Source organism: Pseudomonas sp. SWRI179, from assembly GCF_014268705.1.
GTDB classification, from domain to species: Bacteria; Pseudomonadota; Gammaproteobacteria; order Pseudomonadales; family Pseudomonadaceae; genus Aquipseudomonas; species Aquipseudomonas zanjanensis.
Genome location: NZ_JABWRA010000005.1, coordinates 66,049 through 86,079, shown reverse-complemented (window position 1 = coordinate 86,079; position 20,031 = coordinate 66,049). Strand labels below are relative to the sequence as shown.

Genomic DNA, 20,031 nt, shown 5'->3' with positions numbered 1-20,031 from the left:
GAGACGCGGCCCTGGGCCACGCCCCTCCAGAATCAAATACGCCGGGCGGCGTAACGCTTGAGCATGCTCGGCACATCGAGAATCAACGCGATGCGGCCGTCGCCGGTGATGGTGGCGCCGGACATGCCCGGGGTGCCCTGGAGCATCTTGCCCAACGGCTTGATGACCACTTCTTCCTGGCCCACCAACTGGTCGACGACAAAGCCGATCCGCTGGGTGCCCACCGAAAGGATCACCACGTGGCCTTCGCCCTGCTCGACGTGAGCAGCGGAGCTGACCAGCCAGCGCTTGAGGTAGAACAGCGGCAGCGCCTTGTCCCGCACGATGACCACTTCCTGGCCGTCGACCACGTTGGTGCGCGACAGGTCGAGGTGGAAAATCTCGTTGACGTTGACCAACGGGAAGGCGAAGGCCTGGTTGCCCAGCATCACCATGAGCGTCGGCATGATCGCCAGGGTCAACGGGACCTTGATGACGATCTTCGAGCCCTGGCCCTTGGTCGAGTAGATATTGATCGAACCGTTGAGCTGGGAAATCTTGGTTTTCACCACGTCCATGCCCACGCCACGGCCCGACACGTCGGAGATCTCGGTCTTGGTCGAGAAGCCCGGGGCGAAGATCAGGTTGTAGCACTCGGTATCGCTCAGGCGGTCGGCGGCATCCTTGTCCATCACACCGCGTTTCACCGCGATGGAACGCAACACATTCGGGTCCATGCCTTTGCCATCATCGGAGATCGACAGCAGGATGTGGTCGCCCTCCTGCTCGGCGGCCAGGATCACCTTGCCGCTGCGGACCTTGCCCGAGGCTTCGCGTTCTTCCGGCGACTCGATGCCGTGGTCGACCGCGTTGCGCACCAAGTGGACCAGCGGGTCGGCCAGGGCCTCGACAAGGTTCTTGTCGAGGTCGGTCTCTTCACCCACCAGTTCCAGGTTGATTTCTTTCTTGAGCTGGCGAGCCAGGTCGCGAACCAGGCGCGGGAAGCGCCCGAAAACTTTCTTGATCGGCTGCATCCGCGTCTTCATGACCGCGGTCTGCAGGTCCGCCGTGACCACGTCGAGGTTCGACACGGCCTTGGACATGGCTTCGTCCTGGCTGTTGAGACCCAGGCGCACCAGGCGGTTACGCACCAGCACCAGTTCGCCGACCATGTTCATGATCTCGTCCAGGCGCGCGGTGTCGACCCGAACAGTGGTCTCGGCTTCGCTGGCCGGTTTTTCCGCTGGCGCAGCCGCTGGAGCACGGGCTGGCGCCGGGGCGGCGGCAGCGGCAGGCTTGGCGGGCTCGGCCTTGGGTTCCGGTGCCTTGGCGGCGGGTTTGGGCGCGGCCTTGGCCGCCGGTGCGGCCGTCTTGGCGGCGGCAGGCGCGGCGGAAGCGGTACCGACCTCGCTGAACTTGCCCTTGCCGTGCAGCTCATCGAGCAGCGATTCGAATTCGTGGTCGCTGATCAGGTCGCTGCCTGCGGCAGCGGCAGCAGGTTTGGCCGGCGTCGGTGCCGAAGCGATGGCCGAATCCAGGGCGTCAACGGCAAAGGTGCCCTTGCCATGCAACTGGTCGAGCAAGGCTTCGAATTCGTCGTCGGTGATGTCCGAGCTGTCGCCCGCCGCTTTCGCGGCGGCCGGGGCTGCTGGCGGGACAACGGCATCTGGCGCGAATTGGCCCTTGCCGTGAAGCTGGTCGAGCAGCGACTCGAACTCGGCATCGGTGATTTCGTCGCTGCCAGCCCCATTGCTGGCCGGTGCAGCCGGCGCAACCTGAGCGGCCGGTGCCTCGGCCTGGGCCTTGACGGCACTCAGGGAGTCCAGCAACTGTTCGAATTCATTATCGGTGATGTCGCCCGATTCTTCGGCGACCGGTTCTTCAACCACAGCCTCGGCAACCGGCGCGGCTTCGTCAGCCGATTGCGGCTCGGCCAGGCGTGCCAGCGCGGCGAGCAGCTCGGGGGTGGCCGGGGTAATCGGCGAGCGCTCGCGCACTTCGCTGAACATGCTGTTGACCGCATCCAGCGCTTCGAGCACCACGTCCATCAATTCCGAATCAACGCGACGCTCACCCTTGCGCAGGATGTCGAACACGTTCTCGGCAATGTGACAGCACTCCACCAGCTCGTTGAGCTGGAGGAAGCCGGCGCCTCCTTTTACAGTGTGGAAACCGCGAAAAATTGCATTGAGCAGATCCGCATCATCAGGTCGGCTTTCCAGCTCGACCAGCTGTTCGGACAGTTGCTCTAGAATCTCGCCGGCCTCAACCAGGAAATCCTGAAGGATCTCTTCATCGGCGCCGAAGCTCATTAATGGCTGCTCCTAAAATAGGGCTAAATCAAAATCCAAGGCTGGACAGCAAATCGTCCACATCGTCCTGACCGGACATAACGTCTTCTCTTTTATCGGCATGAATTTGCGGACCTTCACCCTGAGAGAGATGTTTTTGTGGATCTTTTTCAGCAAGTATCGCTTCACGGTCGTGTTCGATGCCTGCAAAGCGGTCGACCTGGCTAGCCATCAGCACCAGTTTGAGCAGGTTGCTTTCCACTTCGGTGACCAGTTGGGTCACACGCTTGATCACCTGGCCGGTCAGGTCTTGATAGTCCTGGGCCAGCAGAATGTCGTTGAGGTTACTGGCCACGGCGCGGTTCTCGTCGCTGCTGCGCGTCAGGAAACCGTCGACCCGACGGGCCAGCTCCCGAAACTCTTCAGCACCGACTTCGCGACGCATGAACCGGCCCCAGTCGGTGCTCAAGGCCTGGGCCTCTTCACTCAGGCCATTGACCAGCGGTGTTGCGCTTTCCACCAGGTCCATGGTGCGGTTGGCCGCGGCCTCGGTCAGCTTGACCACATAGCCCAGGCGCTCGGTGGCGTCGGTGATCTGCGAGACTTCCTCGGCCTGCGGCATGTGCGGGTCGATCTGGAAATTGACAATCGCGCTGTGCAGTTCACGCGTGAGCTTGCCCACTTCCTGATACAGACCACGGTCACGGGTCTGGTTGAGCTCATGGATCATTTGAACCGCATCGCCAAAGCGACCTTTTTCAAGGCTGTCGACCAGTTCGCGGGCATGTTTTTTCAGGGTCGATTCGAAATCGCCCATTGAAGATTCGTTGTCCATAGCTCCCCCGTGGCGCCGTTAACCGATGCGTTCGAAGATTTTTTCGATCTTCTCTTTCAACGCCTGGGCCGTGAAGGGCTTGACCACATAGCCGTTTACACCGGCCTGGGCCGCTTCGATGATCTGCTCGCGTTTGGCTTCGGCAGTCACCATCAGCACCGGGAGGTGCTTGAGTTTTTCGTCGGCGCGCACATGGCGCAGCAAGTCGATACCGGTCATGCCGGGCATGTTCCAGTCAGTCACCAGAAAGTCGATGCTCCCGCTGTTGAGGACCGGAATGGCTGTGACGCCATCATCCGCCTCGACCGTGTTGGTGAACCCAAGGTCACGCAACAGGTTTTTTATGATCCGCCGCATCGTTGAGAAGTCATCAACGATGAGGATTTTCATGTTCTTGTCCAATTCGACCTCCAAGCAGTCTTAAACGCGCCCAGCACCTGGACGCGCCATTTCAATCAATTCCGGCACAACACTCGACAACGGTCTGGAGCACAACGGATGGAAACTGACCCGGCAACGCCATGCCAGCCCCGCTCGCAGTGTCCCCACACTGCCTGTCAGCGCGCTCGCCACTCCCCCAAACGGCCCCGCAAGCGGGCCGCGCACTGGCTGTGTAACTGGCTGACCCGAGATTCGCTGACCCCCAGGACCTCACCGATTTCCTTGAGGTTCAGCTCTTCGTCGTAGTACAGCGCCAAGACCAGTCGCTCACGTTCCGGCAAATTGGCAATCGCATCCGCCAGCGCGCTCTGGAAACGTTCATCTTCCAGGTCACGTGACGGCTCCATGTGAGCACTCGCGTTATCCTCATGCAGCCCTTCGTGCTCGCCGTCCTGCAAGAGGTCGTCGAAGCTGAACAGGCGACTGCCCAAGGTATCGTTCAAAATCCCGTAATAATCATCGAGACTCAACTGGAGTTCGGCCGCAACCTCGTGATCTTTAGCGTCACGCCCAGTTTTAGCTTCGATTGCCCGAATCGCGTCACTGACCATGCGGGTATTGCGGTGCACCGAACGCGGCGCCCAATCGCCCTTGCGGACTTCATCGAGCATCGCCCCACGAATGCGAATACCGGCATAGGTCTCGAAACTGGCGCCCTTGCTGGCGTCGTATTTGTTCGACACTTCAAGCAGGCCGATCATGCCGGCCTGGATCAAATCCTCGACCTGGACACTGGCCGGCAACCGCGCCAGCAAGTGATAGGCGATACGCTTGACCAGTGGCGCATAACGCTCGATCAATTCGTATTGGGCGTCCCGTGCCGATTTTTTGTAGAGATGGTTGTAACCGCTGGCTGTCATAACACGGGCCCTGCTGTTTGTTGCACAAGACGCTCGACGAAAAACTCCAGATGCCCGCGGGGGTTGGCCGGCAGCGGCCAGGTATCGACCTTCTGGGCGATCGCCTTGAACGCCAGCGCGCATTTGGAACGTGGAAAGGCTTCATAAACGGCACGTTGCTTCTGGACGGCCTTGCGCACGCTTTCGTCGTAAGGCACTGCACCGACGTATTGTAGGGCGACGTCCAGGAAGCGATCGGTGACCTTCGTCAACTTGGCGAACAGGTTGCGTCCTTCCTGCGGGCTCTGGGCCATGTTGGCCAGGACGCGGAAGCGGTTCATGCCATAGTCGCGGTTAAGCAGTTTGATCAGGGCATAGGCGTCGGTGATGGACGTCGGTTCGTCGCAGACCACCAGCAGCACTTCCTGGGCGGCGCGCACGAAACTGACGACCGAGTCGCCGATGCCGGCCGCGGTATCGATTACCAGCACATCGAGGTTATCGCCGATGTCGCTGAACGCCTGGATCAGGCCCGCGTGCTGCGCCGGGGTCAGGTGAACCATGCTCTGGGTGCCGGAGGCAGCCGGCACGATGCGAATCCCGCCCGGCCCCTGCAACAGCACGTCGCGCAGTTCGCAACGGCCTTCGATCACGTCCGCCAGGGTGCGTTTGGGGGTAAGCCCCAGCAACACGTCGACGTTCGCCAGGCCCAGGTCGGCGTCCAGCAGCATGACCCGTCGGCCAAGCTCTGCCAGAGCCAGGGACAAGTTCACTGACACGTTAGTCTTCCCGACGCCACCTTTGCCGCCGGTCACCGCGATCACCTGTACGGGATGCATGCTGCCCATGTTCGTTCTTTACCTTGTCTTCTTAGACGGAGGCCACATTACTGGCTGCGCGTTCGCATACGGAACAATGCATGGCAGACCATCGATGTAGGTACAAAAAATATTCATGATTACCTCAGCCGACCTGCTTGGTCGGGCTGTGGTAGATGTCAGCGAACATGTCAGCCATGGCTTCTTCGCTGGGTTCTTCCTGCATTTGCACACTCACGGCACGACTGACCAGTTGATGACGGCGCGGCAGATGCAAATCATCCGGGATCCGCGGCCCGTCGGTCAGGTAGGCCACCGGCAGTTCATGACCGATCGCCAGGCTCAACACCTCGCCCAGGCTTGCCGTTTCGTCCAGCTTAGTCAGGATGCAGCCGGCCAGCCCGCAGCGTTTGTAGCTGTGGTATGCGGCGGTTAGAACCTGTTTCTGGCTGGTGGTTGCCAACACGAGATAATTTTTTGACTTGATACCGCGTCCGGCCAGGCTTTCGAGCTGCATGCGCAGGGCCGGATCGCTGGCTTGCAGGCCGGCGGTATCGATCAGCACGACGCGTTTGCGCAGCAGCGGCTCCAGCGCCTGGGCCAGGGATTGGCCCGGATCCACATGGGTTACCGACACATTGAGGATCCGGCCCAGGGTCTTGAGTTGTTCCTGGGCACCGATGCGGAAACTGTCCATGCTTACCAGGGCGATGCTCTGGGCGCCGTACTTGAGTACATAACGGGCGGCGAGCTTGGCCAGGGTGGTGGTCTTGCCCATGCCGGCAGGACCGACCATGGCAATGACCCCGCCCTCTTCCAGCGGCTCGACTTCCGGCGTGGCAATCATGCGTGCCAGGTGCGCCAGCAGCATGCGCCAGGCCTGGCGCGGCTCTTCGATACCATTGATCAGCGCCAGCAGGTCGCGGGACAACGGGCCGGACAGGCCGATGCGTTGCAGGCGACGCCACAGGTTGGCCTGGGCCGGACGGCTGCCTTGCAGCTGGTTCCAGGCCAGGGAGCCGAGCTGGACTTCCATCAGCTCGCGCAGGCTGTTGAGTTCGAAGCGCATCGAGTCCAGGGCGCGCGGGTCAAGCCCACGGGCTGGCGCGGCAGGTGCCGGCTCTGGACGACGCGGTTCGGCCTGGACCTGTTCCATCAGCGGTTCGGCGGCGGTCAACGGCAGGCCGGCGGTCAGCGGCTGACCGGCGAACAATTGACGATTGGTGCCCGGCGCACCTTCGCCTTCGCTGCTGCGCAGGCTCAGTTCGGCCTGGGCGCTGGCGATGCGCGATTGAGTCTTGCGCAGCTCGTCTTCAAGTTCCATGTTCGGAACCCGTGGCGCCAGCGCCGACAATTTGTAATCCAGGGCCGCCGTCAGCTCGACACCGCCGGCGATACGACGGTTGCCAATGATGGCTGCTTCAGCGCCCAGCTCGTCACGAACCAGTTTCATGGCCTGACGCATGTCTGCGGCGAAAAAACGCTTCACTTGCATAAACCACTACCTCAGCCGTTGGGCCCTACTGTCGCAACGATGGTCACTTGCTTGTTGTCCGGTATTTCCTGGTACGCCAGCACATGCAGCCCCGGGACCGCGAGGCGTCCGAATCGCGAGAGCATCGCGCGAATCGGACCGGCCACCAGCAGGATCACCGGTTGGCCTTGCATCTCTTGCCGCTGGGCTGCCTCGATCAGCGAACGCTGCAGCTTCTCGGCCATGCTTGGCTCCAGCAGAACACCCTCTTCCGAGCCTTGTCCTGCCTTCTGCAGACTATTGAGCAATATCTGTTCCAACCTTGGCTCCAAGGTGATAACAGGCAGCTCAGACTCAGTGCCTACAATGCTTTGGACGATTGCGCGGGATACGCCGACCCGAACCGCGGCCACCAGGGCGGCGGTATCTTGACTCTTGGACGCGTTGTTGGCGATGGCTTCGGCAATACTGCGTATGTCGCGCACGGGCACTTGCTCGGCCAACAACGCTTGCAGGACCTTGAGCAACTGCGACAACGAAACCACGCCCGGCACCAACTCTTCAGCGAGCTTCGGCGAGCCTTTGGCCAGTACTTGCAGGAGTTGCTGGACTTCTTCGTGGCCAATCAACTCGCTGGAGTGCTTGTACAGAATCTGGTTCAAGTGGGTCGCCACCACGGTACTGGCGTCCACCACGGTGTAGCCGAGGGACTGGGCCTGGGCCCGCTGGCTGATTTCGATCCACACCGCCTCCAGGCCAAAAGCCGGATCCTTGGCGGTGATGCCGTTGAGGCTGCCGTAGACCTGGCCAGGGTTGATCGCCAGCTCGCGGTCGGGGTAGATCTCGGCTTCGGCCAGGATCACGCCCATCAGTGTCAGGCGATAGGCGCTCGGCGCCAGGTCGAGGTTGTCGCGGATGTGCACGGTGGGCATCAGGAAGCCCAGGTCCTGGGAGAGCTTCTTGCGCACCCCCTTGATCCGCGCCAGCAACTGACCACCCTGGTTGCGGTCGACCAACGGAATCAGGCGATAACCGACTTCCAGGCCGATCATGTCGATGGGCGTCACGTCATCCCAGCCCAATTCCTTGGTTTCCATGGCGCGGGCCGGCGACGGCAGCAGTTCCTGCTGGCGCTTGACCTCTTGCAGGGCCTGGACTTTCTGCACGTTCTGCTTCTTCCAGAACAGGTAGGCACCGCCAGCCGCCAGGGCCGCCATGCTCAGGAAGGAGAAATGCGGCATGCCAGGCACCAGGCCCATCACCGCCATCAGGCCGGCGGCAACGGCCAGGGCCTTGGGCGAGGCGAACATTTGGCGACTGATCTGCTTGCCCATGTCTTCGGAGCCCGAAGCACGGGTCACCATGATCGCGGCGGCTGTGGATAACAGCAGTGATGGCAATTGCGCCACCAAACCGTCACCAATGGTCAACAAGGCGTAAACCTTGCCGGCATCGCCGAAGGTCATGCCGTGCTGAAAGATGCCGACGGCCATGCCGCCGATCAGGTTGATAAACAGAATCAACAGGCCGGCGATGGCGTCACCGCGCACGAATTTGCTGGCACCGTCCATGGAGCCGTAGAACTCGGCTTCCTGGGCCACTTCCAGGCGACGCAGCTTGGCCTGGCTCTGGTCGATCAGGCCGGCGTTGAGGTCGGCGTCGATCGCCATCTGCTTGCCGGGCATCGCATCGAGGGTGAAACGTGCGCTCACCTCGGAAATCCGCCCGGCGCCCTTGGTCACCACGACGAAGTTGATGATCATCAAGATCGCAAAAACCACGATACCGACCACGTAGTTACCGCCGATCACCACCTCACCGAAGGCCTGGATCACCTTACCGGCGGCGGCGTGGCCTTCTTGGCCATGAATCATCACCACCCGGGTGGACGCCACGTTCAGCGCCAGGCGCAACAGCGTGGCCACCAGCAGGATGGTCGGGAACACGGCGAAATCCAGCGGCCGCAGGGCGTAGACGCACACCAGCAGCACCACGATCGACAGGGCGATGTTGAACGTGAAGAACACGTCCAGCAGGAACGGCGGCACCGGCAACATCATCATGGCGAGCATGACCAGCAGCAACAGCGGCACGCCCAGATTACCCCGGCTGAGGTCTACGACATTGCTGCGTGCAGAGCTGAGTAACTGAGAGCGATCCACCAAAATTCCCCGTTCCTGTGAAGCAAACTTTTGACGCCCGGAAGGGGCGCAGACGGGGTATTGCAAGAAGCCTTCCAACTTTTCTTGAAGACTGAAATAGAGCGGCTGACGCACATTCAACCCTGTGGGAGCGAGCCTGCTCGCGATTGCGATTTGTCAGTCAACATTTGCATGGACTGGATTACCGCATTCGCGAGCAGGCTCGCTCCCACAGGGTCATGCTGTTCACCTAAGGCAAACTACGCACCTTGTGGCGAGGGAGCTTGCTCCCGCTGGGTCGCGAAGCGGCCCCGAAACCAGCCGAATACGAAACATCAGGCACACCTGCGTTATGGCGGTCGCTGCGCAACCGAGCGGGAGCAAGCTCCCTCGCCACGGGGCCTGTCGCTTTCCAGGCAAACCTAACAGTTCTGCTAGTTCCCCCTCTGCATCCCAACCCCGATAATCCAACGGAGCCTCACCCGAACGGAGCCTCGGTCATGTCAGCCACGCGCCTCTGCACTTACCGCTATGACCCACTGGACCGCCTCACCCACCACGCGCTGGCGACGCATGCTCCGACCCAGCGGTTCTACTGTAAATCGCGCCTGGCCACCGAAATCGAAGGTGTGATCAACCGGTCAATCGTTCAACACGGCGACCAACTGCTGGCCCTGACTGAAACTCAGGGCAACCTAAGGCAGGCAACACTATTGGCGACCGATCAACAACGCTCGGTGCTACAGGCCATTGCCTGCAATGAATCGCAATCCCATGCCTATTCGCCCTACGGCAATCGAACTATCGGCAACGGCTTGTTGAGCCTGCTCGGCTTCAATGGACAGCGACCGGATCCGGTGACCGGGCATTATTTGCTGGGGAATGGTTATCGGGCGTTCAATCCGGTTTTGATGCGGTTTAATAGTCCGGATAGTTGGAGTCCATTTGGGAGGGGGGGATTGAATTCGTATACATACTGCTTGGGAGATCCAATTAACAAAATCGACCCAACAGGACACCTACCAAATTTTTTTGCTAAGATATTTGGCAAAAAAGTCGTTATCAACAACTTCTACGTGTCAAAACGCGGAGTTCCTGCTGATAAGGCCCACAAGATGTATCAACGCATCCTTGATTTAGAAGGCGGTATTTATAGGCGCGTAAATGAGGCACAACACGCAGCCTTTAATCAAGACAAACTTCTCATAGATTCAATCGATGTTCCCCCGCAAGACCCCTCACTACTAAGACGCCTGGTTCATGAGGCGGCGCAAAACAAGCTGCTAAGCCACTACCCAACAACTCAATCTACGGCTGTATATAAAGCAGCGACCGATGACCTGGCACGCTACGCTCCCTTATTTAAACGAATAGACGAGAGCAGGAAATGGATAGCGCATACACAAATTTCACAGCATATTTACTTTGCAACAAAAAGACACAAGGATATTAATCCATGGATAGCTTCTTTATATACAAAAAAAATGGAATCAATTAGAAGCGCCATAACCAATGAAGTTAACGCCGAGATCCAGAGTATTAAGGACAAGTATTTTGTTTAGGAGCGCGAATTGTATAAAGACCTCTGGTGATGACCAGAAGTCATCACACGCGAAATTTAACTCACGTATCCCGTCGCAGCTCCGGCGGAATGGGCAGATCCCTCAGCGGATCGGGGCGTTTGCCCTTGCCGGCGCGGTGCTGGCGAATCTGATAAACGTAGGCCAATACCTGCGCAACAGCCAAATACAGCCCCCCAGGGATTTCCTGGTCGAGTTCGGTGGAGTAGTAGATTGATCGCGCCAACGCCGGGGATTCGAGCAGCATCACTTCATTGGCCACGGCGATCTCGCGGATCTTCAGTGCCAGGAAGTCACTGCCCTTGGCCAGCAACACGGGAGCGTTGCCTTTTTCGGGGTCGTACTTGAGGGCGACAGCGTAGTGCGTCGGGTTGGTGATGACCACATCGGCGTCGGGGATCGCCGCCATCATCCGCCGCTGGGAGACCTCGCGCTGCAACTGGCGAATCCGTTGCTTGACCTCCGGCTTGCCTTCCTGATCCTTGTGTTCGTCGCGTATCTCCTGCTTGGTCATCATCAGCTTCTGCTTGCTCTGATAGAGCTGGATCGGCACATCGATCGCAGCAATCAGGATCAAGCCGCAGGCCATCCACAACGTGCTCCAGCCCACTAATTGCACGCTGTGGATAATGGCCTGCTCCAGCGGTTCGTGAGCGATGCGCAGCAGATCGTCGATGTCGGCCTGCAACACCGTCAGCGCAACGAACAGAACCAGCAGGAACTTCCCGAATGCCTTGAGCAACTCCATCAGCGCCGTGGTGGAAAACATGCGCTTGAGGCCGGCGGCCGGATTCATCCGACTGAACTTGGGGGCCAGACTTCCGGCGGCGAATAACCAGCCGCCCAGGGAAATCGGGCCGATCACCGCAGCCAGCAACAGGCAGATCAGGATCGGCTGCACCGCCAGGATCGCGATCTTGCCCGAGTGCAGCAGATGCTGGGACATGGACCCCGGAGAGAGCAGTACTTCGCGAGGCAGGGAGAAATTCAGGCGCATGATTTCCAGCAGGTCCAAGGCCAACCCGCCGCCATAAATCAACAACCCACCCGCCCCGGCCAGCATCACCGCCAGCGTGTTGAGTTCCTTCGAGCGGGCGATCTCGCCCTTTTCACGGGATTCGCGCAGGCGCTTTTCCGTGGGGTCTTCTGTCTTGTCCTGACCACTCTCGCTCTCGGCCATGGTTCAGCGTGCCTGTGCCATGTCGCGCAGCAGCTGCAAGGCCTGGGTGGCCAGCGGCTGATACTGGTTGAGGATATCCCCCAGGCTGACCCAGAAAATCACCAGGCCCAGCACCAGGGTCAACGGGAAACCGATGGAGAAAATATTCAATTGCGGCGCCGCCCGGGTCATCACGCCAAACGCGATGTTGACCACCAGCAACGCCGTGATCGCCGGCAATACCAGCACCATCGCGGCGCCGAGGACCCAGCCGAGCTTGCCGGCGATGTCCCAGAAATGATTGACCAGCAATGCGCTACCCACTGGCATGGTGGTAAAGCTCTCGGTCAAGACCTCGAACACCACCAGATGCCCGTTCATGGCGAGGAACAACAGGGTCACCAGCATCGTCAGGAACTGGCCGATCACCGCGGTGTTGACGCCATTGGTGGGGTCGATCATGGACGCGAAGGCCATGCCCATCTGGATCGAAATGATTTGCCCGGCCACCACAAAGGCCTGGAAGAACAGTTGCAGCGAGAACCCCATCAAGGCACCGATGAGAATCTGCTCGGCCACCAGCATCAGCGCACTGAGGTCCAGGGCATTGACCGGCGGCATCGGTGGCAGCCCAGGTGCGATAACCACCGTGATCGCCAGGGCGAAGTACAAACGCACCCGAGTTGGCACCAGTGTCGTGCCGAAGATCGGCATGCTCATCAGCACCGCGGTGACGCGAAACAGCGGCAGAATGAACGATGCCACCCACGTGCTGATCTGGGTGTCCGTCAGCTCGAGCATCGACATGGGGTCAGCCGATCAACTGCGGAATACTGCCGTACAACTGCAGGATGTATTCCATGAAGGTCTGTACCATCCAGGGGCCGGCGACGATCAACGTCACCAGCATCACCAACAGGCGCGGCAGGAAGCTCAAGGTCTGTTCGTTGATCTGGGTCGCAGCCTGGAACATCGCCACCAGCAAGCCCACCAGCAGGCTGGGGATCACCAGGATGGCAACCATCATAGTCGTCAGCCAGAGCGCTTCACGGAACAGGTCTACCGCTACTTCAGGCGTCATATTGTCCTACCCGTACAAGAGGCCTAAACACCGCCGAAACTGCCCGCCAGGGTACCGATGATCAGCGCCCAGCCATCCACCAATACAAACAGCATGATCTTGAACGGCAGGGAAATGATCAGCGGCGAGAGCATCATCATACCCATGGCCATCAGTACGCTGGCGACCACCAGGTCGATGATCAGGAACGGGATGAAAATCATGAAACCGATCTGGAACGCGGTCTTCAGCTCGGACGTCACGAACGCCGGCACCAGGATGGTCAGCGGTGCCTGGTCGGCACTCGGGATGTCGGTGCGCTTGGACAGGCGCATGAACAATTCCAAGTCACTGCTGCGAGTCTGGGCCAGCATGAAGTCCTTGATCGGCACCTGGGCCTTGGCTACGGCATCCTGGGCGCTGAGTTGTTCCGCCAGGTAAGGCTGCAGCGCATCCCGGTTCACCCGGTCGAACACGGGCGCCATGATGAACATGGTCAGGAACAGCGCCATGCCAGTGAGGATCTGGTTCGAGGGGGTCTGTTGCAGACCCAGGGCCTGGCGCAGGATCGAAAAGACAATAATGATCCGGGTGAAGCTGGTCATCAGCATGACGAACGCCGGAATGAAACTCAGCGCGGTCATGATCAGCAGGATCTGCAGGCTGACCGAGTATTCCTGGGCCCCTTCGGCGTTGGTTCCCAGGGTGATCGCCGGGATCGACAGCGGGTCCGCGGCGAACGCCAACGGTGCGGCCAGCATCAGGGCCAATGCCAACAGAATGCGCAACGGCATTACTTTTTATCCTTCTGGTCTTTCCCCAGCAGCTCCATGAGGCGCTGGGCAAATTCGGGGCTGGCCGACTCGGTGGAGGGTACCTGTACCGGCTCCTTGAGGACGTGCAACGCAGTGATGGTGCCCGGGCTCAGGCCCAGCAGGATCTGCTCGTTGCCGACCTGCACCAGCACCAGCCGGTCGCGCGGCCCGAGCGCGCGGGAACCGACGATGTCGATGACCTGGCCCTTGCCGGCCGGCCCCGCCTGTTGCACGCGCCGCAACAACCAGGCGAGAAAGAAGATCAAGCCCAGCACCAGGAGCAAGCCGAGCACCAGTTGCGCCAGTTGCCCGGCGATACCCGTGCCCGACATCGGCGCAACGGCGGCCGTGGCAACCGGTTCGGCCGCCAGCACGCTCAAGGGCAGCATCGACGCTGCGGCGAGGAAACCTTTCACTCAGCGCAACTTCTTGATGCGTTCGCTCGGGCTGATCACGTCCGTCAGGCGAATGCCGAACTTCTCGTTGACCACCACCACTTCGCCATGGGCGATCAAGGTGCCGTTGACCAGCACGTCGAGTGGCTCGCCGGCCAGGCGATCCAGCTCGATCACCGAGCCCTGGTTGAGCTGCAACAGGTTGCGGATGTTGATATCGGTGCTGCCCACTTCCATGGAGATGGACACCGGAATATCGAGGATCACGTCCAGGTTCGGCCCGTCCAGCGTCACCTGTTCATTGCTCTTGGGCACGCTGCCAAACTCTTCCATCGGCAAGCGATTGGAGCCGTGGTTACCGCTATCGGCGGCCAGCAAGGCATCGATGTCAGCCTGCCCGGCATCGCCGGTTTCTTCCAGGGCCGCGGCCCATTCGTCGGCCAGCGCCTGGTCATCCTGGGTGTTCATATCGTTAGCCATCATTTGTCCTCGGCGGGCAAAAATCAGTTAGAAACGCAAACTTAAAAATTCGACACCGCTCAGCGGCGTTCGATCGGCTCGATCACCTGCAACGCCAGGTTGCCTTTGTGAGAGCCCATCTTGACCTTGAAGGCCGGTACGCCATTGGCGCGCATGATCATTTCGTCGGGCATTTCGACCGGAATGATGTCACCCGGCTGCATGTGCAAGATATCCCGCAGGCGCAGTTGGCGCCGGGCGACCGTCGCGCCGATCGGCACATCGACGTCGAGCACGTCCTGGCGCAAGGCGTTGATCCAGCGTTCATCCTGGTCGTCGAGGTCCGACTGGAAACCGGCGTCAAGCATTTCCCGCACCGGCTCGATCATCGAATACGGCATGGTCACGTGCAGGTCGCCGCCACCGCCATCGAGTTCGATGTGGAAGGTCGAGACCACGATGGCTTCGCTCGGCCCGACGATGTTGGCCATGGCCGGGTTCACTTCCGAGTTGATGTACTCGAAGTTCACTTCCATGATCGCCTGCCAGGCTTCCTTCAAATCGATGAAGGCCTGCTCCAGCACCATGCGCACCACTCGCAGCTCGGTCGGGGTGAATTCGCGACCTTCGATCTTGGCGTGACGACCGTCGCCGCCGAAGAAGTTGTCCACCAGCTTGAACACCAGTTTGGCGTCGAGGATGAACAACGCAGTACCGCGCAACGGCTTGATCTTCACCAGGTTGAGGCTGGTGGGCACGTACAGCGAATGCACGTACTCGCCGAACTTCATCACCTGCACGCCACCCACGGCCACATCGGCCGAGCGGCGCAGCATGTTGAACATGCTGATGCGGGTGTACCGGGCGAAACGCTCGTTGATCATTTCCAGGGTCGGCATGCGTCCGCGAACGATGCGATCCTGGCTGGTCAGGTCGTAGCTTTTGACGCTGCCCGGTTCAGCAGCGTTTTCGGTCTGTACCAGACCGTCGTCGACACCATGCAACAGCGCATCGATTTCGTCCTGGGACAGCAGGTCCTGCACGGCCATGTCGTGTTCCTACTGCAATACGAAGTTAGTGAAGAGCAACTGTTCGATCACCACTTTGCCGAGCTCTTTCTGAGCCACTTCCTGCACGCTGGCCGTGGCTTTCTGGCGCAGCATTTCCTGGCCGACGGGGGTGGCCAGGGTGTCGAAACTCTGTCCGGAAAACAGCATCACCAGGTTGTTGCGAATCAGCGGCATGTGGACCCGAAGCGCTTCCAGGTCAGCCTGGTTGCGCCCCTGCAACGTAATGCTGACCTGCATGTAGCGTTGGCGACCGTTCACGGTGTAGTTGGCCACGAAGGCCGGCGCCATCGGTTCGAAAATCGCCGGCTGCTTGCCCACTGGCGCGACTTCGGCCGCTGCCGCCGCCGGTTTGCTTTGAGCGCTGTGCATGAAATACCAGGTTGCCCCCACGGACACGCCGATCGCCAGGAGCAAACCCACCACGATCATGATGATCAGCTTGAGTTTGCCTTTGGTTGCAGGGTCTTTTACAGCTGCTGCTTCGCTCTTCGCCATGCCAATAATCCGTCACTAATCGGGGTTTTCACTGTTGCACGGCAAGGCTGGAGCAAGTGTTATGCCAGAAGTGTCGGCACTTGGGATGACGGGCAGATACGATCTTCAGACCCCCCATAAACCAGTGTGGGAGCGGGCTTGCTCGCGAAGGCGGTGTGTCAGTTAACAACTATGTCGACTGACACACCGCCTTCGCGAGCAAGCCCGCTCCCACAGGGGGAAAACGTCATTGGATCAGGCGTAGTAGTCGACCGCGCTGGTGCCGATGACGCTGGTCGTGCTGGCGGCCACTTCAGCGATGCTGGCCGCAGTGGCTTCATCCCCGGCTTCCACCGGTCCACCGGAAGAGGTCGAACGCCCCGCCCGGGCCTGCTGCTGGGCTTGCTGCTCCTGGTTCTGCGAACCACGGGATTGGTCCGACACGCTGACGTCGACCTGGCCCATGCCCTGCTGGGCAAAACTGTCCCGCAGGCGATGCATCTGGCCTTCGAGGGCTTCGCGAACGCCGGAGTGGGCGCTCATGAAGGTGACCTGGGTCTGCTGGTCCGGCACCATGTTCACCCGGATATCCAGGCGTCCGAGTTCGGCGGGCTGCAATTGGATGTCGGCCGCCTTGAGATTGACGCTGGACAGGTACATCACCCGGTTCACCACCTCTTCGGTCCAACCGCTCTGGTTCATCGCGATAGGTTGGTTGATCGGCACCGCGTTGGCGGTTTTGGGCGTGGCGGCCTGGGTCAGTGCAGCCAGGCGGTTGGCGAAATCGTCTACGCGGGTGTCACTGGACGCGGCGCCCAAATCCTTGAGGCCCTCGCTGATCAAGCCGCCGAAGGCCTTGTCACCGCCCTGGCTGCCGGACTCCGTGCTGTTCTGGTCGGCTTGCACGCCGAGCATGCTGGCCATGCCGGCGGCGAAGGTCTGCGCTGAAGTCGGCTCGCCGTCGAGCGACGCCGGGGCAGCGCTCTTGGGCTGCGCCTGGCTGCTGGCGGAAACATGACCGCTCTGCTCCATCGCCAAGCGCAAGGCGGGCAATGCGTCGAGCGGATCGGCTTGTGGGTCGAAGGCTGGATCGACGACCGGAACCGCAGGCTGGGCCGGTGCGGCCAATGGGACAACCGGTGCCGCGACCGCAGTCGTTACCTGAGCCTCAGCCGTAACCACTACGGGGGCAGGTTCGGCCGGGGCTGTCGCGACCGGCACCGCCATGTCCGCCAGCGCGCCTGGGTCGAGGCTCGGATCGACCGGTGCCGCATCCGCCACCGGCGCTTCAGCCGCGTCGGCATCGTTATCGCTGGCCGCTTTGTCGTCGGTGCTCGGGGGTTTGTCCGCGGGCAAGGGTTTGCCGCTATCGGCAACCGTCGGTTCCGGGGCGGCAGGGGTTTCGTTGCCGGCGTCTTTTTTGACGGTGTTGTCAGCGGCCTTGTCGCGCGCCGGTTTCACCACGGGCTCAGGGGCCGCCGCGGCTTTGGCAGGTGCCTGCTTGGCGAAGACTTGAGCGAAGCTGGAGGCTCTATCCCCGAGGTCCGGGGCCGCTGCCGGTGAATTGACGGCGGCCTGGGGCTTGGCCTGGACGGAGGCCTGAAGCAATGAATTAGGGGTGACGGGCATAAAAAGGTCTCCGCTGTACTGGAATCATAGGTACAGTCGAGACTAGGTAATGCAAGGCACGGGCCAACGCTTTACCCGACCGTCAAATCTCAGCAGTGGAAACCTTCACGCTCTTCCCGGCACAGCTTGCGGACATGGGCGAATTCGCTGTCGATTTCGTTGACCAGGTTTTCGATGCCGCCCAAGGACGGCTGCTTGGCACGCTGCTCCAGCTCGCCGCACAGCTCGGCCAGGCGAATGGCGCCCATGTTGCTGCTGCTGCCCTTGAAACTGTGGGCGGTAGCGCTCAGTTTTTCAGCGTCCCGTGCTTCGTGCAGCACGCGCAGGCGAGCCTCGGAGTCGTTGAGAAACGTATCCAGCAACTCCGGATACCCCTCCTCCATGACTTCCTTCAACGTGCTAAGCACGTCGCGGTCCAGATGAATCTCGTTCACTTGTTCGCTCCCTGATCAAGAATGGCCCCAATTATGCCAGAGCCTCCCAGAAAAACTCCACGCGCGCACTACGACCATCGTCTGACCAACTGGCCTGATGGCTCAGTTGGCGAACCAGGCTCACGCCGCGCCCCGACAATCGATCACTGTCCACGGGCCGTGCCAGCACCCGGGCGACATCGAACCCTTCGCCACTGTCCTCGACTTCGATGGCCAGGCGTCCGCCCTCGCCGTTTGGCGAAACGTGCAAGTGCACCCGCACGTAACCGTCGCTCAACTCATCCAGGCGCGTATTGCGCTCCCTGTAGTAGCGGGCGAAACCCGCCGCATCACGCTTGAGACTCGAATCGAGGCCCAGCACCCCGTGATCCAGGGCATTGGAGTAGAGCTCCGACATGACGCTGTAAAGGGCGCCACTCTGCGCCCTGAGCCCATGCACCTCCAGCAGCAACTGCAACAGGTAGGGCATCGGGTTGAAGCGCTTGAGGGTCTGCGCACGGAACTCGAAGCTCACCGACCAATCCAGCGGGCTGGACTGGCCGCTATCGGAATAGACCGGTGGTGGCGGATTGAGTTGCGTCGGAGCGACCAGCCGCACCTCGACCATGCTGAAGTCGTCACGGGCCTCACCACGAAAATCCAGCAGCGCCTGCTGGATATCCTCGAAAAGACGGTCGGGCTCACGGTTGGCCGAAAACACCTGCTGCAACCGCTCCACGCCAAACGGCTGGTCGTCGCGGTCACTGGTCTCGATGACGCCATCGGACAGCAGGAACACCCGGTCCCCCAGCGACATCGGATGCACTTCGGTGCGGTCATCGAACAGCTGCGGGGTGAGCACGCCCAATGGCAGGTGTCGCGCCGGTAAGGGCGTGCGCACGCCACTGAGGCTGTCATGCAGGTAACCATCGGGCATGCCGCCGTTCCAGATCTCCACCGTGCAACGCTGGAAGCTCAGGCATAACAGCGTCGCGCAGCAGAACATATCCACTGGCAGGATGCGTTTGAGCTTGGCATTCATCTCCCGCAGGATTTGCGCCAGCCCATAGCCCTTGGCCGTCATCCCGTAGAACACTTCCGCCAGGGGCATCGCGCCGACCGCCGCCGGCAAGCCGTGCCCGGTGAAATCCCCCAACAGGATGTGCATGTCGCCGGCCGGGTTGAACGCGGCCAGCAGCAGGTCGCCGTTGAACAAGGCGTAGGGGGATTGCAAATAACGGATGTTCGGCGCGCTCAGGCAACCGGAGTGGGCGATCTTGTCGAACACGGCCTTGGCGACCCGTTGTTCGTTGAGCAGATAATCATGGTGCCGGGCGATCTGGTCGCGCTGTTCCACCACCGTGGCCTGCAACCGGCGCAAGCGGTCCATGGCCTTGATCTTGGCCGTCAGGATCACTTGGTTGTAGGGTTTGGCCAGGAAATCGTCGCCACCTGCTTCCAGGCAACGGGCCAGGGCTTCGCTCTCAGTCAGCGAGGTGAGGAAAATGATCGGGACCAACTGGTCCCCGGCCAACTGTTTGATTTTCTGCGCCGCTTCGAAGCCGTCCATCACCGGCATCATTGCGTCCATCAGCACCAGGTGCGGACGCTGCTCCAGATAGACATCGACCGCTTCGGCGCCATCGGCCGCCGTGAGCACATGGTGGCCCTGGCGGCGGACAATGGTCGACAGCAGCAGTCGATCAGCGGCGCTGTCTTCGGCAATCAGGACCGTCAGTGGCTCCGACGACGATTGCATGGCGATCAACTGATGTCGAACAGCTTGTCGAAATTGGAGATCGCGAGGATTTTCTTGACGTCGCTGCTGCTGTTGACGACGCGGATATCCGACTGGTCGCCACCGGCATGATCGCGCAACAGCAGGAGCATGCCCAAGGCGGAACTGTCGAGGTAGGTGGCTTCTTTCAAATCCACCACGATGGAGTCAGGTTTCTTGTGGAGCCGCTCATAGGACTCACGAAACTCCTGATGCCGCCCGAAATCGAATCGACCCTTGATCGAGATCGTCAGCTTATGCCCATCGGGGGATACTTCGGTAACGACTGACATGATCGGCTTCCTTGTCATGGACATACGTGTACAAGGTGTAGCATCTGGTAAAGGTCTGAGCAAGGTTTTGCCTCGTTCATCCGACAAAA

General features: G+C 60.6%; 20 protein-coding genes. 1 reads left to right on the top strand and 19 read right to left on the bottom strand.

Features of this window, described 5'->3' with window-relative positions:
* Positions 1 to 32: 32 nt before the first annotated feature.
* The 7 genes from HU767_RS04405 to flhA all read right to left on the bottom strand — a co-directional run bounded on the left by HU767_RS04405 (position 33) and on the right by flhA (position 8,839).
* Complete coding sequence (locus tag HU767_RS04405; protein WP_186704684.1) at positions 33 to 2,291, bottom strand: chemotaxis protein CheA; 2,259 nt, start codon at positions 2,289 to 2,291, stop codon at positions 33 to 35.
* A gap of 28 nt (positions 2,292 to 2,319) precedes the next feature.
* The gene (locus tag HU767_RS04400) at positions 2,320 to 3,105 is read right to left on the bottom strand and encodes a protein phosphatase CheZ (protein ID WP_186728624.1); all 786 of its coding nucleotides are present in this window, start codon (positions 3,103 to 3,105) and stop codon (positions 2,320 to 2,322) included.
* An 18-nt stretch (positions 3,106 to 3,123) separates the two neighbouring features.
* Positions 3,124 to 3,495 carry a chemotaxis response regulator CheY gene (locus HU767_RS04395; protein ID WP_064378627.1) on the bottom strand — a complete coding sequence of 124 codons (372 nt, stop codon included), beginning with the start codon at positions 3,493 to 3,495 and terminating at the stop codon, positions 3,124 to 3,126.
* A gap of 167 nt (positions 3,496 to 3,662) precedes the next feature.
* Positions 3,663 to 4,406, bottom strand: a complete 744-nt coding sequence (fliA, locus tag HU767_RS04390) for an RNA polymerase sigma factor FliA (RefSeq protein ID WP_014337177.1) — start codon at positions 4,404 to 4,406, stop codon at positions 3,663 to 3,665.
* On the bottom strand, positions 4,403 to 5,233 hold the full coding sequence (gene fleN / locus HU767_RS04385; RefSeq protein ID WP_003184001.1) for a flagellar synthesis regulator FleN: 831 nt from the start codon (positions 5,231 to 5,233) through the stop codon (positions 4,403 to 4,405). The genes fliA and fleN overlap by 4 nt, the downstream gene beginning before the upstream one ends.
* Before the next feature lie 115 nt (positions 5,234 to 5,348).
* Complete coding sequence (gene flhF / locus HU767_RS04380; protein ID WP_186704682.1) at positions 5,349 to 6,698, bottom strand: flagellar biosynthesis protein FlhF; 1,350 nt, start codon at positions 6,696 to 6,698, stop codon at positions 5,349 to 5,351.
* 11 nt (positions 6,699 to 6,709) lie between these two features.
* Complete coding sequence (gene flhA, locus HU767_RS04375) at positions 6,710 to 8,839, bottom strand: flagellar biosynthesis protein FlhA (RefSeq protein WP_186704681.1); 2,130 nt, start codon at positions 8,837 to 8,839, stop codon at positions 6,710 to 6,712.
* A 479-nt stretch (positions 8,840 to 9,318) separates the two neighbouring features.
* On the opposite strand from flhA, the gene HU767_RS04370 reads away from it, so the two are divergent.
* Positions 9,319 to 10,380 (top strand): RHS repeat-associated core domain-containing protein, encoded by a 1,062-nt coding sequence (locus HU767_RS04370; RefSeq protein ID WP_186728623.1) that lies wholly within the window; start codon positions 9,319 to 9,321, stop codon positions 10,378 to 10,380.
* A 61-nt stretch (positions 10,381 to 10,441) separates the two neighbouring features.
* Here the strand turns inward: HU767_RS04370 and flhB are convergent, their stop codons facing one another.
* The 12 genes from flhB to HU767_RS04310 form a co-directional block, all read right to left on the bottom strand.
* Positions 10,442 to 11,578: a flagellar biosynthesis protein FlhB gene (gene flhB, locus HU767_RS04365; RefSeq protein WP_186728622.1), complete on the bottom strand. Its 1,137-nt coding sequence runs from the start codon at positions 11,576 to 11,578 to the stop codon at positions 10,442 to 10,444.
* A 3-nt stretch (positions 11,579 to 11,581) separates the two neighbouring features.
* Positions 11,582 to 12,364 (bottom strand): flagellar biosynthetic protein FliR, encoded by a 783-nt coding sequence (fliR, locus tag HU767_RS04360; protein ID WP_186704678.1) that lies wholly within the window; start codon positions 12,362 to 12,364, stop codon positions 11,582 to 11,584.
* Between the two features lie 4 nt (positions 12,365 to 12,368).
* Positions 12,369 to 12,638, bottom strand: coding sequence for a flagellar biosynthesis protein FliQ (gene fliQ / locus HU767_RS04355; RefSeq protein ID WP_038858957.1), 270 nt, complete (start codon positions 12,636 to 12,638; stop codon positions 12,369 to 12,371).
* Positions 12,639 to 12,661: 23 nt separating this feature from the next.
* Positions 12,662 to 13,411: a flagellar type III secretion system pore protein FliP gene (fliP, locus tag HU767_RS04350; protein ID WP_186704677.1), complete on the bottom strand. Its 750-nt coding sequence runs from the start codon at positions 13,409 to 13,411 to the stop codon at positions 12,662 to 12,664.
* Positions 13,411 to 13,848, bottom strand: a complete 438-nt coding sequence (gene fliO, locus HU767_RS04345; RefSeq protein WP_186728621.1) for a flagellar biosynthetic protein FliO — start codon at positions 13,846 to 13,848, stop codon at positions 13,411 to 13,413. The genes fliP and fliO overlap by 1 nt, the downstream gene beginning before the upstream one ends.
* Complete coding sequence (gene fliN, locus HU767_RS04340) at positions 13,849 to 14,307, bottom strand: flagellar motor switch protein FliN (protein ID WP_053120289.1); 459 nt, start codon at positions 14,305 to 14,307, stop codon at positions 13,849 to 13,851.
* A 59-nt stretch (positions 14,308 to 14,366) separates the two neighbouring features.
* On the bottom strand, positions 14,367 to 15,335 hold the full coding sequence (gene fliM / locus HU767_RS04335) for a flagellar motor switch protein FliM (protein ID WP_186704675.1): 969 nt from the start codon (positions 15,333 to 15,335) through the stop codon (positions 14,367 to 14,369).
* Positions 15,336 to 15,344: 9 nt separating this feature from the next.
* Complete coding sequence (fliL, locus tag HU767_RS04330) at positions 15,345 to 15,851, bottom strand: flagellar basal body-associated protein FliL (protein ID WP_186704674.1); 507 nt, start codon at positions 15,849 to 15,851, stop codon at positions 15,345 to 15,347.
* A gap of 234 nt (positions 15,852 to 16,085) precedes the next feature.
* Positions 16,086 to 17,459 (bottom strand): flagellar hook-length control protein FliK, encoded by a 1,374-nt coding sequence (locus tag HU767_RS04325; protein WP_186728620.1) that lies wholly within the window; start codon positions 17,457 to 17,459, stop codon positions 16,086 to 16,088.
* Between the two features lie 89 nt (positions 17,460 to 17,548).
* Positions 17,549 to 17,893 (bottom strand): Hpt domain-containing protein, encoded by a 345-nt coding sequence (locus HU767_RS04320; RefSeq protein ID WP_186728619.1) that lies wholly within the window; start codon positions 17,891 to 17,893, stop codon positions 17,549 to 17,551.
* A 31-nt stretch (positions 17,894 to 17,924) separates the two neighbouring features.
* Positions 17,925 to 19,631 (bottom strand): fused response regulator/phosphatase, encoded by a 1,707-nt coding sequence (locus HU767_RS04315; protein WP_186704671.1) that lies wholly within the window; start codon positions 19,629 to 19,631, stop codon positions 17,925 to 17,927.
* A 5-nt stretch (positions 19,632 to 19,636) separates the two neighbouring features.
* The gene (locus HU767_RS04310; RefSeq protein ID WP_186704670.1) at positions 19,637 to 19,942 is read right to left on the bottom strand and encodes an STAS domain-containing protein; all 306 of its coding nucleotides are present in this window, start codon (positions 19,940 to 19,942) and stop codon (positions 19,637 to 19,639) included.
* Positions 19,943 to 20,031 lie beyond the last annotated feature (89 nt).

Bases quoted from the DNA above. Each gene is read 5' to 3' on its own strand.
- fliQ (WP_038858957.1), bottom strand. From the start codon at position 12,638: ATGACGCCTGAAGTAGCGGTAGACCTGTTCCGTGAAGCGCTCTGGCTG.
- fliN (WP_053120289.1), bottom strand. From the start codon at position 14,307: ATGGCTAACGATATGAACACCCAGGATGACCAGGCGCTGGCCGACGAA.
- HU767_RS04395 (WP_064378627.1), bottom strand. From the start codon at position 3,495: ATGAAAATCCTCATCGTTGATGACTTCTCAACGATGCGGCGGATCATA.
- flhF (WP_186704682.1), bottom strand. From the start codon at position 6,698: ATGCAAGTGAAGCGTTTTTTCGCCGCAGACATGCGTCAGGCCATGAAA.
- fliM (WP_186704675.1), bottom strand. From the start codon at position 15,335: ATGGCCGTGCAGGACCTGCTGTCCCAGGACGAAATCGATGCGCTGTTG.
- HU767_RS04400 (WP_186728624.1), bottom strand. From the start codon at position 3,105: ATGGACAACGAATCTTCAATGGGCGATTTCGAATCGACCCTGAAAAAA.
- HU767_RS04405 (WP_186704684.1), bottom strand. From the start codon at position 2,291: ATGAGCTTCGGCGCCGATGAAGAGATCCTTCAGGATTTCCTGGTTGAG.
- flhB (WP_186728622.1), bottom strand. From the start codon at position 11,578: ATGGCCGAGAGCGAGAGTGGTCAGGACAAGACAGAAGACCCCACGGAA.
- fliP (WP_186704677.1), bottom strand. From the start codon at position 13,411: ATGCCGTTGCGCATTCTGTTGGCATTGGCCCTGATGCTGGCCGCACCG.
- fliA (WP_014337177.1), bottom strand. From the start codon at position 4,406: ATGACAGCCAGCGGTTACAACCATCTCTACAAAAAATCGGCACGGGAC.
- HU767_RS04325 (WP_186728620.1), bottom strand. From the start codon at position 17,459: ATGCCCGTCACCCCTAATTCATTGCTTCAGGCCTCCGTCCAGGCCAAG.
- fleN (WP_003184001.1), bottom strand. From the start codon at position 5,233: ATGGGCAGCATGCATCCCGTACAGGTGATCGCGGTGACCGGCGGCAAA.
- fliR (WP_186704678.1), bottom strand. From the start codon at position 12,364: ATGTCGATGCTCGAGCTGACGGACACCCAGATCAGCACGTGGGTGGCA.
- HU767_RS04315 (WP_186704671.1), bottom strand. From the start codon at position 19,631: ATGCAATCGTCGTCGGAGCCACTGACGGTCCTGATTGCCGAAGACAGC.
- HU767_RS04370 (WP_186728623.1), top strand. From the start codon at position 9,319: ATGTCAGCCACGCGCCTCTGCACTTACCGCTATGACCCACTGGACCGC.
- HU767_RS04310 (WP_186704670.1), bottom strand. From the start codon at position 19,942: ATGTCAGTCGTTACCGAAGTATCCCCCGATGGGCATAAGCTGACGATC.
- fliL (WP_186704674.1), bottom strand. From the start codon at position 15,851: ATGGCGAAGAGCGAAGCAGCAGCTGTAAAAGACCCTGCAACCAAAGGC.